This is a genomic window from Acidovorax sp. (assembly GCF_021287135.1).
Classification (GTDB): Bacteria; Pseudomonadota; Gammaproteobacteria; order Burkholderiales; family Burkholderiaceae_C; genus Acidovorax.
The window spans coordinates 1-14,396 of the sequence record NZ_JAJTBB010000006.1 but is presented as its reverse complement, the minus strand read 5'-3'; the positions used below and the strand labels follow the sequence as shown (position 1 = coordinate 14,396).

Below are 14,396 nucleotides of genomic sequence, written 5' to 3'. Positions count from 1 at the left end.
CCAGCCGCCGCGGTCGGGCGCTCGCTGAAGAAGGTACGCCGTGTTGCTGCAGTCCAAACTGGCCATTCTGGCCGACGCGGCCAAGTACGACGCCTCGTGTGCGTCCTCGGGCAGCGTCTCGCGCGATTCGGTGGGCGGGCGCGGCATGGGCTCGACCGAGGGCATGGGCATCTGCCACAGCTATGCGCCGGACGGGCGCTGCATTTCGCTGCTCAAGATTCTGCTCACCAATTTCTGCCAGTACGACTGCCTGTACTGCGTGAACCGCGTGACCAGCAACGTGCCCCGCGCGCGCTTCACGGTCGATGAGGTGGTGCAGCTCACGCTGGACTTCTACCGCCGCAACTGCATCGAGGGGCTGTTCCTGTCCAGCGGCATCATCCAGAGCCCCGACTACACCATGGAGCAGGTGGTGGAGGTGGCCCGCGTGCTGCGCGAGGCGCACGACTTTCGCGGCTACATCCACCTCAAGACCATTCCCGACGCGTCGCCCGAGCTGCTGCAGCGCGCCGGCCGCTATGCGGACCGCCTGTCCATCAACATCGAGCTGCCCACGGCCGAGAGCCTGACGGCCCTGGCGCCGGAGAAAAACAGTGCCGCCATCGACCGCTCCATGGCCCGCATGGCGGTGCACATCGGCGAATCGCGCGCCGCCCGCAAGGAGCAGGCCGCGCAGGCCGTCGTCTCGCTGCCGCAATCGCGCACCACGCGCCGGGCCAGCGCGCCGCTGTTCGCGCCCGGCGGGCAAAGCACGCAGATGATCGTGGGGGCCGATGCCACGGACGACCGCACCATCCTCGCCACCAGCGCGCGGCTGTATGGCGTGCACCGGCTGCGGCGCGTGTACTACTCGGCCTTCAGCCCCATCCCCGACGCGGCGCGCGCCCTGCCGCTGGCCGCGCCGCCCATCGTGCGCGAGCACCGGCTGTACCAGGCCGACTGGCTGATGCGCTTTTACGGCTTCACCCACGACGAGATCGTGCTGCCCTCTCAAGTCGGCATGCTGGCGCTGGACGTGGACCCCAAGCTGGCCTGGGCGCTGGCGCACCGCGAGCGCTTTCCCGTCAACCTGAACACCGCCCCGCGCGAGCTGCTGCTGCGCGTGCCCGGCTTTGGCGTGCAGACGGTAGACCGCCTGCTGGCCGCCCGCCGCGTGCGCCGCCTGCGGCACGCGGACTTGACGCGGCTGCATGTGCCGCTCAAGAAAGTGCTGCCGTTTGTGGAAGCAGCCGACTACCGCCCTGGCCGTGCGCTGGACGCGGCGGACCTGGCCGCGCAACTCGCGCCGCCGCCGCCGGTGCAGCGCAGTTTGTTCTGACGCCATGCAGCGCCACACCATCACGCTGGACCACCCCACCGATTGGCCCGGCTTTCGCACCGCCGCGCGCGCCCTGGTGCAAGCCGACGTGCCCCCGCAGGCCGTGGACTGGCGCTGCCGCGCCGATGCGGCCAACGATCTGTTTGCGCCCGAGCCCGCTGGCGAAACCCTTCCCTGCCCGGCTGCCGATGCGCCGCCACTGCGCGTGCCGCCCGACTTTGTGCGCCTGTGCGAGCAGCTCATCCTGCACCGCGACCCGGCCCGCTTTGCGCTGATGTACCGCCTGCTGTGGCGCATGGCCCAAGGCGGCCGCGAGGCCGACGCCGCGCGGCGCGACCCGCTGGACGCCGACAGCCTGCAGGCCCACCACATGGTGCGCGCCGTGCGGCGCGACATGCACAAGATGCACGCCTTTGTGCGCTTTCGGCCCGTGGTGGAGCCTGATGGCGAGACCCTGCACATGGCCTGGTTCGAGCCCGACCACTACATCGCCGTGGCCAACGCAGGCTTCTTCGTCCGCCGCTTCACGCAGATGCGCTGGGCCCTCCTCACGCCCGACGCCAGCGTGCGCTGGGACGGCCAGCAGCTGCACACCGGCCCGGGCGCGCAGCGCAGCGATGCGCCCCCGCCCGATGCGGGCGAGGCGCTGTGGCTCACCTACTACCGCCACATCTTCAACCCCGCACGGCTCAAGCTCTCGATGATGAAAAAGGAGATGCCCACGCGCTACTGGCACAACCTGCCCGAGGCCGCGCTCATTACCGAACTGGCGCAGACGGCGCACGAGCGCAGCGCGCAGATGGTGGCGGCCGAGCCCACCACGCCGCGCAAGGCGATTGCGCCCCTCAAGCGCCCGGTGCCGCAGGGTCAGCCGCAGCGGCCCCGCGCATCGCGCTGAACTGCGGCGCGGGCTGCGCCGCCGTCCATCGCCAGGGCAGCGCCTGCGCACGCCACACGCCGCAGAGCACCTGCAGCCGCAGCACGCGCTGTGCGCCGGGCCAGGGCGCACGCTCGGCCTCGCCCCACCGCAGCTCGGCGCGCGCGGCCACGTGCAGCAAGCCGCCGTCGTCGTAGTCCACCCACAAGAGCCCGGCCAGCGGGTGCTGGGCCAGATTGCCCAGGGTGTTGAAGAACAGGTTGCCAGGGTAGTCGGGCAGCCACAGCTCCAGGCCCTCGGCGGTGTGTCTCGCCTGCACAAAGCCGGGCTCTCCGCCCCGGTGCGAGATGTCCACGCCCTCCCCCCGCCGCAACCCGGGCCGCGCGGCCGAGGCACTGGCGATGAACAGGGTGTCGCTGCGCGCGATCAATGCCAGCGCGTCCGCATCCAGCGACGGGCCCAGCGGCTGCGCGGGCTGCGGCGGCGTGACGGCAGCCCGCAAGCCGGGCACACGCGCCTGGATGTACTTGGGGCAGTTGCCAAAGCTCTGCGCCACGGCAATCGACAGGCCCGGCTGCGCGTCCCACCGCACCACCCGGCCGTTCATGCGGTTGCGGCGGCGCGTGTGCGGCTCCAGCCCCAGCACGCCCACGGGGGCGCCGGGGCCGTGCGCAGCCAGGGCTGCCAGCGCGGGGTCGGCCGGGTCCATGGCGGCCGCGATGTCCATCTGCCGCGCGTGGGGCGTGTGCACAAAGCCGGGCGGGCCCGCCAGCAGGGTGGCCCACGGCTGGCCGCTCGCATCCAGCGCGCCCAGCAGCAGCGTGGGCAGCTTTTCAAACAGCTCGCGGTGCGGGTCGGGCGTGTGGTCGCGCACCACCACCTCGCCCACGGCGGCCATGCGCTCGCGCACGCCGGCACGGGCCTGCAGTGCCTGCTCGCCGGGGTGCCAGGCACTGGGCGAAGCCGCCTCGCTGCCCTCCGCGGGCCGGGCGGTCATGCGGCCTCCGCAGGCTGGGGATCCAGGTGGTCCTGCAGCGGCACGTAGCCGGGCAGCGCCTGCAAGCGTGCCACCCAGGCGGCGATGCCGGGGTAGGGGGGGGCCAGCGGCAGGCCTGCCAAGTGGGCCTGCGAGGTGTAGCTGACCAGGGCCACATCGGCCAGGCTGGGCGCGGCGCCGCCCAGCAGCCAGTCGCGCCCCTGCAGCGCGGTTTCCATGCAGTCCAGCAGCCGCCGCCCCTGGGCCTGTGCCGCCTCGTTGATGGGCTTGCCCGTCAGCGTGGCAAAGCGGGGGCCGGCAATGCCCGTGGCCAGCAGCCCGGCGGCCAGGCTGAACCAGCGCTGCAGCTGCGCCTGGCCGAGCGGGTCTTGCGGCATCCAGGCACTGCCGGGCGCGTAGCGCTGCACCAGGTAGACCAGGATGGCGTTGCTGTCGCTCAGCACCACATCGCCGTCCACCAGCACGGGCACCTGCCCCAGCGGGTTCAGCGCGCGGTGCGCGGGCAAGTGGTGCTCGCCCCGCAGCAGGTTCACGTCCACCCGCCGGTACGGCAGGCCCAGCAGGGACAGCAGCAGTTCCACGCGGTGGCAGTGGCCCGAAATGGCCGTGCGGTGCAGCGTGAGCGGGGTGGTGGGAGCCGGGCGGTAGGTCATGGGCGAATCCTTTTTAAGCGGTGCGCAAGCAAGACAAGAAGCAGAAGCCCGAACGTTAGCTATTGCGCCGCGTGGTGGGAATGGCGATAGTGTGTCTTTCACAATTTCGCTAGTTGCAACAATGGACCACCTCGATACCCTGCGCTGCTTTGTGGCGGTGGCCGACGCGGGCGGCTTTGCCGCGGCCGCGCGGCGCCTGGGCTGCTCCGCCGCGGCGGCCACGCGTGGCATCGCGGCGCTGGAGGCTCGCCTTGGCGTGCTTTTGTTCCAGCGCAGCACGCGCGTGGTGCGCCTGACCGAGGCCGGCGAGCGCTTCCTGGCCGACTGCCGTCCGCTGCTGAACGACCTGCACGAAGCGGAGCAGGCCGCCCGGGGAGCGCAGGCCGAGGCACAAGGCCAGCTGTCCCTCACGGCACCGCAGATGTTCGGCATCCAGCACGTGGCGCCCATCGTGCGCGACTTCGTGCAGGCACAGCCGCGCGTGCAGGTCCGCACGCTGTTCGTCAACCGCCTGGTGCACCTGCTGGAAGAGGGCATGGATGTCGCCGTCCGCATCGCGCACCTGCCGGACTCGGGGCTCACGGCCGTGCAGGTGGGGGCGTTGCGCCGGCTGGTGGTGGCGTCGCCCGCCTACCTGGCGCAGCACGGCCGGCCCCGGCACCCGGCGGACCTGGCCGCCCACCGGGCCATCGGCTTTGCCTTTGACGCGCAGGCCCCGGCGCCCTGGAAGTTCCGCGACGGGACGGTGGGCCAGCCGCAGATCGCCTGGATCAGCAACAGCAACGAGGTGGACATCGCCGCCGCCGAGGCCGGCCTGGGCCTCACGCGCTGCCTGGCCTACCAGGCGGCCGCGGGCCTGCGCGCAGGCCGGCTGCGCATCGTGCTGGCCGACCACGAGCCGCCGCCCGTGCCGGTGCACGTCGTGTACCCCGCCGGCCGGCGCGCACCGGCCAAAGTGCGGGCCTTCGTGGCGTTTGCGCGCGAGCGGCTGGCCCAGGAGCCGGTGCTGCAGGGGCGGGGGCTCAGCGCAGCGCGGCGCCTGTAACACCTGGTTGCCAACGCGTTCAACGAGCGTGTCATCGGCCCTGCCGCGCGGGCCGTTGTAGGTTCAAGTCCGGCGCGTTGCCGGGCGGTTGATCCGAATGGAAAGGATGCCTCTCATGAACAAGCTCATCGCTGCCCTTTTTGCTGGTTTCTTCGCCGTGGCCTCGTTTGCCCAGGCACCGGCTGCTGCACCTGCAACGCCCGCCACGCCGGCAGCGGCTGCGACCCCCGCGGCACCGCCCGTCAAGGAAGACGCCAAGTCCGCAGTGAAGGCAACGCCCGCTACGCCGGCCACTCCGGCTGCCGCAGCATCCGCGCCCGCTGAGAAGAAGGTCGTGAAGAAGCACAAGGCCAAGAAGGCCCACGCCACCGCCGAGAAGAAGGCAGAAAAGGCTGCCCCGGCCCCTGCTCCTGAAGCCGCCAAGTAAGCGCTTCAGCAGCCTCCAAAAAAGCCCGCATCGCGGGCTTTTTTGCTTTTGGCGGCAGGCCGAAGCACGGCCCGTGCGGCCGCATGGCAGTGGCCTGCCGCCTCAACGCGCGGACGGCACAGCGGGCAGGCGCAGCGCCGCCGCTGCGGCGTGGAGGATCTCGTCCGACAGCGCTGGGTCGTCCACCGCACGGGCCAGCACCATCGCACCCACTAGGCTGGCGTAGTCGGCCAGTGCGCGTTGGCGCTTGGCGGCCTTGGTGCGGCCGGGCACCAGCCCGGCCAGGCCGTCCAGCTGGGCGCGCACCCCTTCCGTGACGGCGCGGCGCACGGCCGGCCCCTGGCGGGCCGTATCGCTGCCCAGCGCGGCCAGCAGGCAGCCCTGGCCCGGCGCGTCGCGGTGGCGCGGGGAGAGGTAGGCCGCTTCAATGGCTGCCAGCGGCTCCTGCCCCTGGGCCGCGGCCTCGCGCGCAAGGGCCGCCCACGCGGACTGCAACCGCTGCAGCGCCCGCGCGCTGGCCTGGGCCATCAGTTCGTCCTTGGACGCAAAGTGCCCATAGAAGCCGCCGTGCGTGAGCCCGGCGCTCTTCATGAGGTCGGCCACGCCGATGCCGTCAAACCCTTTCTCGCGGAACAACTGCGCGGCCGCATCGAGGATGCGCTCGCGGTTTTCCGCCATTTGCTCCTTGCTGACTTTCATTGCCGATCTCCCTGCGGGCGCCGTGCCCAGAACACGCTGGCTTGACATTTTAAATGATGGTCGTCATATAATTTAAACGTGACGACCATCATCTAAAACTTCCGCAGGAGCCTGTCCCATGAATGCCGCCGCCCGCCCTTCCGCCCGCCCCTCGCTGGGCACTGCCCTCATCACCGGCGCTTCGTCGGGCATCGGCGCCGTGTATGCCGACCGGCTCGCGCGCCGCGGCTACGACCTGGTGCTGGTGGCCCGCGACGCAGCCCGCCTGTCGGCCCTGGCCGAGCGGCTGCAGCGCGAGGCCGGCGTACAGGCCGAGGTGCTGCAGGCCGATCTGACCGTTCGCGCCGATCTGGCCCGGGTGGAGCAGCGCCTGCGGGCCGACACACGCATCACCCTGCTGGTGAACAACGCTGGCATGGCCGTGAGCGGCACGCTGGCAGCGGCCGACATCGACGCCGTGGAGCGCATGATTGCCCTGAACGTGCTGGCGCCCACACGGCTGGCCGCCGCTGCGGCCCAGGCCTTTGCGGCGCGCAAGGCGGGCACGCTGGTCAACATCGCCTCGGTGCTGGCGCTGGTGCCCGAGATGTTCAGCGGCACCTACAGCGGCACCAAGGCATATGTTCTGAACCTCACGCGGTCGCTGCAGCAGGAGCTGGGCCCGCAGGGCGTGCGCGTGCAGGCCGTGATGCCGGGTGCCACGCGCACCGAGATCTGGGACCGCTCCGGCACCCCCTTGCACCACCTGCCGCAAGCGATGCTGATGGACGTGGACGCGCTGGTGGATGCCGCCCTGGCCGGGCTGGACCAGGGCGAGGCCGTGACCATTCCTTCGCTGGAAGCGGTGCACGAATGGAATGCGCTGGAGGACGCGCGCCGCGCGCTCGGCCCCTTCCTGTCGCTGCAGCAGCCCGCCACGCGCTACACGCAGGCGCCCGCTGCCGCAGCGGCTTGAGCACCGCCTGATCCCCCTATCCACCACGTTCCAGGAGACCCGTTCCATGCAAGCCCTGATCACTGCCTACGCCCGCACGCCCTTCCACTTTGCCCGCAAGGGCGCGCTGGCCGGCGTGCGCCCCGACACCCTGGCGGCGCATGCCGTCACCGGGCTGCTGCAGCGCACGGGCATCGACCCGGCCACGCTGGAGGACGTGATCGCCGGCTGCGCCTACCCGGAGGCCGCGCAGGGCAACAACATCGCGCGCATCGTCGCGCTGCTGGCCGGTCTGCCGCACGAAGTGGGCGGCATGACGGTGAACCGCTTTTGCGGCTCCTCCATGTCGGCCATCCACATCGCTGCCGCACAGATCGAGGCCGGGCTGGGCGAGGCGTACCTGTGCATCGGCGTGGAGTCCATGACGATGGTGCCGCAGGGCGGCTTCAACTTTTCGGCCCACCCCACCCTGTACGAGCACAGCGACGCCTACATCAGCATGGGCGAGACGGCCGAGAACGTGGCGCGGCGCTACCAGGTGTCCCGCGGGGAGCAGGAGGCGCTGGCCGTGGCATCGCACCGCAAGGCCGCCGCGGCGCGCGAGGCGGGCCGGCTGCAGGCCGAGATCGTGCCCGTGCCCCTGGAAAGCGGCGAGCAGGTGGCGCAGGACGGCTGCATCCGGCCCGGTACCCACGCCGAGGCCCTGGCCGCGCTGCGCCCAGCCTTCCGCGAGGATGGCGTGGTAACCGCGGGCACCTCGTCGCCGCTCACCGATGGCGCGGTCGCGGTGCTGGTGAGCACCGAGGCCTATGCGGCCCGCCACGGCCTGGCGCCCCACGCGCGCATTCGCGCCATGGCCACGGCCGGCGTGGACCCTGCGTACATGGGCATGGGGCCGGTGCCCGCCACGCGCAAGGCGCTGGCGCGCGCGGGCCTGTCGGCGGCGGACCTGGATGTGGTGGAGATCAACGAGGCGTTCAGCTCCCAGGCACTCGCCTGCATCCGCGAGCTGGGCCTCTCCGGGGAGACGATCAACCTGGACGGCGGCGGCCTGGCCATCGGCCACCCGCTGGGCGCCACGGGGGCCCGCATCACGGGCAAGGCGGCCACGCTGCTGCAGCGCGAGAAGGGCCGCTACGCGCTGGCCACGCAGTGCATTGGCGGCGGGCAGGGGATTGCGACGGTGCTGGAGGCGCTGTAGCCGCATCCGGGGGCGGCACGCCGCAGCGCCCGGCGCGCGGGGGCTGCGCGGGGCGCGCGTGGCGCCCGAGGCTGCCGCCTCAGTGGTGGTGGCCGTGCGCGCCGTGCACGTGCCGGTGCGCGATCTCTTCGGCGCTGGCCGGCCGCACGTCCGTCACCTTGCAGCTGAAGACCAGGGCCTGCCCGGCCAGTGGGTGGTTGCCGTCCAGGTGCACCTCAGGGCCCTTGATCTTGACCACGTTGAACACGGCCGGCTGGCCGTCGTTGCCCACGCCCTGCAGCTGGCCGCCGACCTTCACGCCGGGCGGGAACTCGCTCTTGGGGATGGTGCGCACCAGGCTTTCGTCGCGCGCGCCGAAGGCGTCTTCCACCGCCAGCTGCAGCGTGGTGCTGTAGCCCAGGGACTGGCCTTCCAGGGCGGCTTCGACCTTGGGAAAAATGTTGTTATACCCGCCGTGCAGGTAGGCCAGGGAGCCCGCGTCCAGCGGCTTGCCCTGGGGCGTGGTGACCTTGTAGGTGAGGGTGACGGCAGAATCTTTGGTGATGGTGGCCATGGAGGTCCTTGGGCTTTCAGACACGGAGAGAAGTGGCGCCGGCCGCGCGGCCATGCCGGCGGGCGGGCGGTCAGCGCGCATTGTCCACGAGCCGCAGAGCATCCCTGCTCCGCAGGCCGCAGGTCCCGCCGTCGGCGAAGAGGGTTTCATGGTCCCCGCGCCCATGCGCCTGGCCGCCCGGCGGCAGGGCTGGCGGCCGAATCTGGAATACTTTGCACTTTGTTGAGCTGACCGCGCGACTTGGCAGGGCGATTTTGGGATGCTTTCGCGCAGGCCGGGCCCCTGCCCCGGCGCTCAACCCCCAAGAAACGAACCAGCACCATGAGCATTTTTGACCGGCTTTTGAGCAGCGTGCGCAAGCCGACGGGCGCACCCCAGGCCGCCACTGCGCTTGTGCCGCCCGCCGCGCCCGTGGAGCGGCGGCGGCGCAAGCGGGTCAACGCACGCCGGGGCACCCGCGTGCTCATCATTGACGACTCGCCGACCGTGGTGGCCGTGCTGCGCAAGACGCTGCGCTCGGCGGGCTACGAAACCCGCGAGGCCCTGGACGCCGAACAGGGCCTGGCCCAGCTGGCGCAGGAGCCGCCGCCGGAGCTGATCTTCCTGGACATCGTCCTGCCGGGCATGAACGGCTTCAACGCCCTGCGGGTGATCCGCAAGACACCCGCCTGGCAGCACATTCCCGTGATCATGGTCAGCGGCAACGAGCACGCCACCGAGCAGTTCTATGCCAACCGCATCGGCGCCGACGACTTCATGAAGAAGCCGTTCTCGCGCCACGAGATCTTTGCGCGCATCGAGACGATGCTCGACGGGGAGCTGATCCCGCGGCGCCGGGGCGATGCCGCGGCACCGGCGCTGACGCCGGCGGTGCCGTAGCGCCCCGGGCCCCGCGCCGTCAGGCCGCGGCCGCCTCCGGGCGCTCTTCCGCGTCCTGGCCGGGGTAGCGCGCAAAGCGGCGCGGCGTGGCGCCGTGCACCGGGTCCTGCACCGGCCAGGGCCAGCCGCCGAACTGGGTGCGGCGGTAGTCGTTCATGGCCTGCATGATCTCGGCCTGCGTGTTCATCACGAAGGGGCCGTACTGCGCCACGGGCTCGGCGATGGGGCGGCCTTGCAGCACCAGGCATTCCACGGCGGTGTTGCCGGTGTTCGTGAGCAGCCAGTCCTGCCCGGCGCGCACGTGCAGCGCGGCGTGGCGGTCCACCTCCTGCGGGCCCACGCGCAGGCGGTCGCCCACGAAGAAGTACAGCATGCGCTGCGTGCCTTCGTCACCCTTCGCATTCTTCGCACCCTTTGCGGCGGGCAGCGTCCACTCCGCGCCGGGCTCCAGGTGCAGCGTCCAGATGGCCACGTCGCCCTCGGGCTGCGAGGCCCAGGACTCGGGCGGCGGCGGCAGCGGATCGGCCGCGCCCGGCAGCGCGCCGGCCACCACCGTCACCGTGGTCTTGCGGCCGGCCGCGTCGGTGTGCACCCGGCGCGGGATGCGCTCGTTCCACAGCATGGTGAAGTGGGGCTCCACCATCTTGCTCTTGGCGGGCAGGTTCAGCCAGATCTGGAAGAGCTCCAGCGGGTTGGGCGCGTCGGCGTTGAGCAGCGGGAACATCTCGGAGTGCACGATGCCCTTGCCCGCCGTGACCCACTGCACGTCGCCGCCGCCAAAGCGCGCGGCCGCGCCCAGCGAGTCCGAGTGGTCGATCAGCCCCTTGCGCACCAGCGTCACGGTTTCAAAGCCGCGGTGCGGGTGGCCCGGAAAGCCGGGCACGGGGTCGCCGTGGTACATGCTCCAGCCGTCCTTGCCGCTGAAGTCGCTGCCGATCTGGCGGTCCTCCACCGGCACGGCGGGCGCAAAGGCGCCGTTGCCGGCGGGGTAGGCATCGTCGTGGTGGGCACAAAAGAGAAACGGGTCCATCGTGGGCCACTGCGGGCCCAGCAGCTGCGCGCGCAGGATGGGCAGCAGGGGGGCAGCGGTGGAAGGGGACGAGGGCATGAAAGGCTCCTGGGTTGCGCGCCGCCCCGGACGGGCGGCAACCCTGCCAATATGGGGCCAACCGGGCAGGAACGGAAGTGCGCTGGGTGGAACAGTGCGGTGCAGCCGGCAGGACAGTCGCGCGGTGCACCGAAATTTCAAGCCAAATCAGCCTGCAGCGCTTTGGCAGCAAGCGCTAGCAGCTATCAAAAAGATAGTTAATCCGGCGTGCCTCAGGCGTGCGCGCCCTGCACGCCCGCGGCCGGGGGCGCTGCGGGCCGCAGCACCAGCCCGCCCAGCACCGCTGCCGCCTGCGACCCCGCCGCCGCCACCCAGAAGGCCAGCTGGTAGCCGCCGTGCAGGGCTGCCGGTGCAGGCATGCCTGCGGCGTGCAGCGCTTGCGTGCGCGCGTCGGCCAGGCTGGCGAGTATGGCCAGGCCCAGGGCGCCGCCCATCATGAACGCGGTGTTGACCACGCCCGAGGCCAGGCCCGAGTCCTCGGGCTTGACGTCGCCCATGGCGGCCAGCAGCAGCGGGTTCAGCGCAATGCCCGCGCCCACGCCCAGCAGCACCATGCCGGGCAGCACATGCGGCGCAAAGCGGCCTTCGACCGGCGCCAGCGCAAACAGCGCCAGCCCCACGGTGGCCAGCACCAGGCCCCAGCCCAGCGTGCTGCGGATGCCGAAGCGCAGCACCACCCAGGCCGACAGCCCCAGCGAGCAGCCCGCCATGATCAGGTTGGACGGCAAGAAGGCCAGGCCCACCTGCAGGGCGTCAAAGCCCAGCACCCGCTGCAGGTACAGGGCCGACAGGAAGAACCACGCGAACATGCCGGCGGCCCACAGCACGCCCACCACGTTGGAGATGGCGAGGTTGCGCAGCCGCAGCAGGGCCAGCGGCACCAGCGGCGCCGCCACGCGCGACTCGATGACCCCGAACGCCGCCAGCAGCGCCGCCGAGGCGCCCAGCAGCGAGAGCGACTGCGGCGACGTCCAGCCCGCCGCGTTGCCCCCCACGATGGCGTACACCGCCAGCATCAGCGCCGCGGTGACGGTGACGGCGCCCGCCACGTCCAGCCGCGCGCCGCCCCGGGCCGGGCGCTGCCCGCTGCCGCCCGGCAGCAGCACCAGGCACGCGGCGTAGATGGCCGCCCCCACGGGGATGTTGACCAGGAAGATCCAGTGCCAGGTCAGCAGGCTGGTCAGCAGCCCGCCCAGCAGCACGCCGATGCTGCCGCCGCCGGCGCAGACAAAGCCGTACACGCCCATGGCCCGCGCGCGCTCGCCGGGCTCGGTGAACAGGTTCATGATCAGCGACAGCGCCACGGCCGACACCACCGCCCCGCCCACGCCCTGCACGGCGCGCGCGGCCACCAGCAGGCCTTGCGTGTGGGCCAGACCGCAGGCCAGCGACGCCAGGGTGAACAGCGTGATGCCCGCCAGGAACAGCCGCCGGTGGCCGTACAGGTCGCCCAGCCGCCCGCCCAGCAGCAGGCACCCGCCAAAGGTGAGCATGTAGGCGTTGACCACCCAGACCAGCGAGGTCTCGGTGAACCCCAGGTCGGCGCGGATGCTGGGCAGGGCCACGTTCACGATGGTGGTGTCGAGCACGATCATCAGCTCCCCCAGGCACAGCAGGATGAGCGCGGGCCAGCGGGCGCGGCCTTCAATGGGACGGGTCATGGGCGTGGCGAAGAACAAGGCAAAGGCGGCAAGCGGCCGACGGTGGGTGGATGGGCGGTGCGGGGCGGGCGGCGGCGCTCAGGCCCTGCGGTACGTGGCCTGCATGATCTGGTTCCAGCGGCCGTCCGGCTGCTGGCTGAAGGACGTCAGGGTGCGCTCGTCCGGCCCCACGAGGGTGATCACGTCGCGGTAGCGCGCGGTCTTGCCGTCGCCCTGGAAGCTCGGGCCTTCGGTTTCCAGCGTGAGCACCTTCTGGTCGGCATCCAGCGTGCCGCGGTACACCCACAGGTGGGTCATCATCGAACCCACCCAGGTGCCCAGGAACACCTCCTGCTCCGGGTCGTAGCCCAGGGTCATCTGCATGCGGGCCTCTCCGCCGTCGGGCAGGGTGCCCGTGCCTTCCAGAACCACCCACAGGTCGCCCAAGGCGCGGCCGTGCTCGGCGCCCACGGATTGTTCGGCCGGCTGTCCGGGCTGCGGGTCGCAGCCGGAGGTGCTGGTCCAGTCGCCCAGCAGCTGCTGCAGCCAGCGGTGCATGGCATGGGGTTCGGGGTTCATCATGGCAGTCTCCTTGGGTGGGGGGGTGGGCGGATGGGCCGCCCGGCCGCTCAGTCGCGGTCGGGCGCCCCGAGCGGGAAGTAGTGGCGGTAAGGGCGCCCGCCCTCCACCGCCTGCGCAAACGACGGGCGGGCCAGCAGCCGCGCGCGGTAGGCGCGCAGCTGCGGGTACGTGGCGGCGATGGGGTGCGTCCAGTCGGCATAGAACAGCGCGGGCGCCGCGGCGCAATCGGCCATGGTGAACGGCTCACCCGTGGCCCAGGTGCGGCCGCCCCAGGCGCGCTCCAGCCAGGCATAGGCCTTTTCCAGCTTGTCGGTGGCCCAGGCCACGCCTTCGGCGCGGCGGTCGGCATCGCCGGTCAGCGCGGCGTTCACCGCGTGCTGCACGGGCGCCATCACATGCAGGTCGAAGAAGCGGTCCATGAACCGCACCTCCAGCGCCGCGGCAGGGTCGTGCGGAATCAACGCCACCGGCCCCGGGTGGGCGAGTTGCAGGTGCTCGATCACGATGCTGCTTTCCACCACGGTGCGGTCGCCATCGACGAGCACCGGAAACTTGGCCAGGGGCCAGCGGCGCAACCAGTCGGCGGAATGGCTGACGGGTTCCGCGGGGTCGAGATTGAGCAACTCAAACGACGTCCCGTTCTCGTACAGCGCGGTCAGCACCTTCTGGGTGTAGGACGAGAAGGGGTGGCCGTAGAGCGCGAGCGTGGCCGCGCCGGGTTTCGTTGAGGGGTTCATCGGGGCATTCATTCGGGCGCCACCACCATCCACGGCACGCCAAAGCGGTCGGCCACCATGCCAAAGGCTTGGGAAAAGAAGGTCTTGGAAAGCGGCATCTGCACCGTGCCGCCCTCGGCCAGCGCATCGAAATAGCGCCGCGCCTCGTCTGCGCTGGCCGGGCTCAGCGCCAGCGAGATGCCCTGGAAGTTGCACCGGCCCGAGCCCATGCCGTCCGATGCCATCAGCGTCGTCGCACCTACCGTGAACTCGGCGTGCATGACCATGTCCGGCCGCGGCCCCGGGCCGCTGCCGTCGGCGCAGCCCGGCGCGCCGGCCGGCTCGGGGTTGTCCTGGTAGCGCATGCGCAGGGTCACTTCGGCGCCCAGGGCGCGGCGGTAGAACTCCAGCGCTTCATCGCAGCGGCCTTCAAACATCAGGTACGGCTGGACTTTCATGGTGTCTCCTGGAAAGGGTTGGCGGGGCTCGAAAAAAGAAAGCGGCGCACAATTGTGTACACCGTCCACAAACCATAGCAAAGATAATGGACAGTGTCCACATCCAGAACAAGAAAATGAGCGTAACCACCGGCAACACCCCCGCACAGCCCCGCCGCGCCCCGCGCAGCACCTACCGCCACGGCGACCTGCGCCGCGCCCTGCTGGACGCGGGCATCGAGCTGGCGCGCCAGGGGGGCCCCGATGCCGTGGTGCTGCGCGAGGCCACCCGCCGCGCCGGCGTGGCGCCCAACGCGGCCTACCGCCACT

The 14,396-nt window shown here is 71.5% G+C and carries 17 protein-coding genes; 8 read left to right on the top strand and 9 right to left on the bottom strand.

Annotated features, from left to right (window positions below):
- Positions 1 to 40: 40 nt before the first annotated feature.
- Both LWW96_RS01260 and LWW96_RS01255 read left to right on the top strand, forming a co-directional pair.
- The gene (locus tag LWW96_RS01260) at positions 41 to 1,318 is read left to right on the top strand and encodes a putative DNA modification/repair radical SAM protein (RefSeq protein ID WP_291483851.1); all 1,278 of its coding nucleotides are present in this window, start codon (positions 41 to 43) and stop codon (positions 1,316 to 1,318) included.
- A gap of 4 nt (positions 1,319 to 1,322) precedes the next feature.
- Positions 1,323 to 2,216 (top strand): TIGR03915 family putative DNA repair protein, encoded by an 894-nt coding sequence (locus LWW96_RS01255; RefSeq protein ID WP_291483850.1) that lies wholly within the window; start codon positions 1,323 to 1,325, stop codon positions 2,214 to 2,216.
- Here LWW96_RS01255 and LWW96_RS01250 read toward each other — a convergent pair.
- Positions 2,164 to 3,192, bottom strand: a complete 1,029-nt coding sequence (locus tag LWW96_RS01250; RefSeq protein ID WP_291483849.1) for a pyridoxamine 5'-phosphate oxidase family protein — start codon at positions 3,190 to 3,192, stop codon at positions 2,164 to 2,166. The genes LWW96_RS01255 and LWW96_RS01250 overlap by 53 nt on opposite strands.
- Positions 3,189 to 3,845 carry a glutathione S-transferase family protein gene (locus tag LWW96_RS01245; protein WP_291483848.1) on the bottom strand — a complete coding sequence of 219 codons (657 nt, stop codon included), beginning with the start codon at positions 3,843 to 3,845 and terminating at the stop codon, positions 3,189 to 3,191. Before LWW96_RS01245 ends, LWW96_RS01250 begins: the two co-directional genes overlap by 4 nt.
- A 121-nt stretch (positions 3,846 to 3,966) precedes the next feature.
- On the opposite strand from LWW96_RS01245, the gene LWW96_RS01240 reads away from it, so the two are divergent.
- A complete protein-coding gene (locus tag LWW96_RS01240; RefSeq protein ID WP_291483847.1) occupies positions 3,967 to 4,890 on the top strand; it encodes a LysR substrate-binding domain-containing protein in 924 nt (307 codons plus the stop codon).
- Positions 4,891 to 5,005: 115 nt separating this feature from the next.
- Entirely contained in the window at positions 5,006 to 5,317 is a 312-nt protein-coding gene (locus LWW96_RS01235) for a hypothetical protein (protein WP_291483846.1), read from the top strand.
- A gap of 102 nt (positions 5,318 to 5,419) precedes the next feature.
- Here LWW96_RS01235 and LWW96_RS01230 read toward each other — a convergent pair whose 3' ends face one another.
- A complete protein-coding gene (locus tag LWW96_RS01230; RefSeq protein ID WP_291483845.1) occupies positions 5,420 to 6,016 on the bottom strand; it encodes a TetR/AcrR family transcriptional regulator in 597 nt (198 codons plus the stop codon).
- A gap of 118 nt (positions 6,017 to 6,134) precedes the next feature.
- Between LWW96_RS01230 and LWW96_RS01225 the strand changes: the two genes are divergently transcribed.
- Both LWW96_RS01225 and LWW96_RS01220 read left to right on the top strand, forming a co-directional pair.
- Positions 6,135 to 6,971: an SDR family oxidoreductase gene (locus LWW96_RS01225; RefSeq protein ID WP_291483844.1), complete on the top strand. Its 837-nt coding sequence runs from the start codon at positions 6,135 to 6,137 to the stop codon at positions 6,969 to 6,971.
- A 46-nt stretch (positions 6,972 to 7,017) separates the two neighbouring features.
- Positions 7,018 to 8,151, top strand: a complete 1,134-nt coding sequence (locus LWW96_RS01220) for a thiolase family protein (RefSeq protein WP_291483843.1) — start codon at positions 7,018 to 7,020, stop codon at positions 8,149 to 8,151.
- Between the two features lie 79 nt (positions 8,152 to 8,230).
- On the opposite strand, the gene LWW96_RS01215 is transcribed toward LWW96_RS01220, so the two are convergent.
- On the bottom strand, positions 8,231 to 8,704 hold the full coding sequence (locus tag LWW96_RS01215) for a peptidylprolyl isomerase (protein ID WP_291483842.1): 474 nt from the start codon (positions 8,702 to 8,704) through the stop codon (positions 8,231 to 8,233).
- A 321-nt stretch (positions 8,705 to 9,025) separates the two neighbouring features.
- Here LWW96_RS01215 and LWW96_RS01210 point away from each other — a divergent pair, with 321 nt between their 5' ends.
- Complete coding sequence (locus tag LWW96_RS01210) at positions 9,026 to 9,583, top strand: response regulator (protein WP_291483841.1); 558 nt, start codon at positions 9,026 to 9,028, stop codon at positions 9,581 to 9,583.
- 19 nt (positions 9,584 to 9,602) lie between these two features.
- On the opposite strand, the gene LWW96_RS01205 is transcribed toward LWW96_RS01210, so the two are convergent.
- The 5 genes from LWW96_RS01205 to LWW96_RS01185 all read right to left on the bottom strand — a co-directional run bounded on the left by LWW96_RS01205 (position 9,603) and on the right by LWW96_RS01185 (position 14,087).
- The gene (locus LWW96_RS01205; RefSeq protein WP_291483840.1) at positions 9,603 to 10,691 is read right to left on the bottom strand and encodes a pirin family protein; all 1,089 of its coding nucleotides are present in this window, start codon (positions 10,689 to 10,691) and stop codon (positions 9,603 to 9,605) included.
- A 212-nt stretch (positions 10,692 to 10,903) separates the two neighbouring features.
- A complete protein-coding gene (locus LWW96_RS01200) occupies positions 10,904 to 12,352 on the bottom strand; it encodes an MFS transporter (RefSeq protein ID WP_291483839.1) in 1,449 nt (482 codons plus the stop codon).
- 78 nt (positions 12,353 to 12,430) lie between these two features.
- Entirely contained in the window at positions 12,431 to 12,913 is a 483-nt protein-coding gene (locus LWW96_RS01195) for a DUF1579 domain-containing protein (RefSeq protein WP_291483838.1), read from the bottom strand.
- 47 nt (positions 12,914 to 12,960) lie between these two features.
- Entirely contained in the window at positions 12,961 to 13,650 is a 690-nt protein-coding gene (locus tag LWW96_RS01190) for a glutathione S-transferase family protein (protein ID WP_291483837.1), read from the bottom strand.
- An 8-nt stretch (positions 13,651 to 13,658) separates the two neighbouring features.
- The gene (locus LWW96_RS01185) at positions 13,659 to 14,087 is read right to left on the bottom strand and encodes a VOC family protein (RefSeq protein WP_291483836.1); all 429 of its coding nucleotides are present in this window, start codon (positions 14,085 to 14,087) and stop codon (positions 13,659 to 13,661) included.
- Between the two features lie 116 nt (positions 14,088 to 14,203).
- Between LWW96_RS01185 and LWW96_RS01180 the strand changes: the two genes are divergently transcribed.
- Positions 14,204 to 14,396, top strand: a 193-nt coding sequence (locus LWW96_RS01180) for a TetR family transcriptional regulator (RefSeq protein WP_291483890.1), incomplete at its 3' end; no start/stop codon positions are given.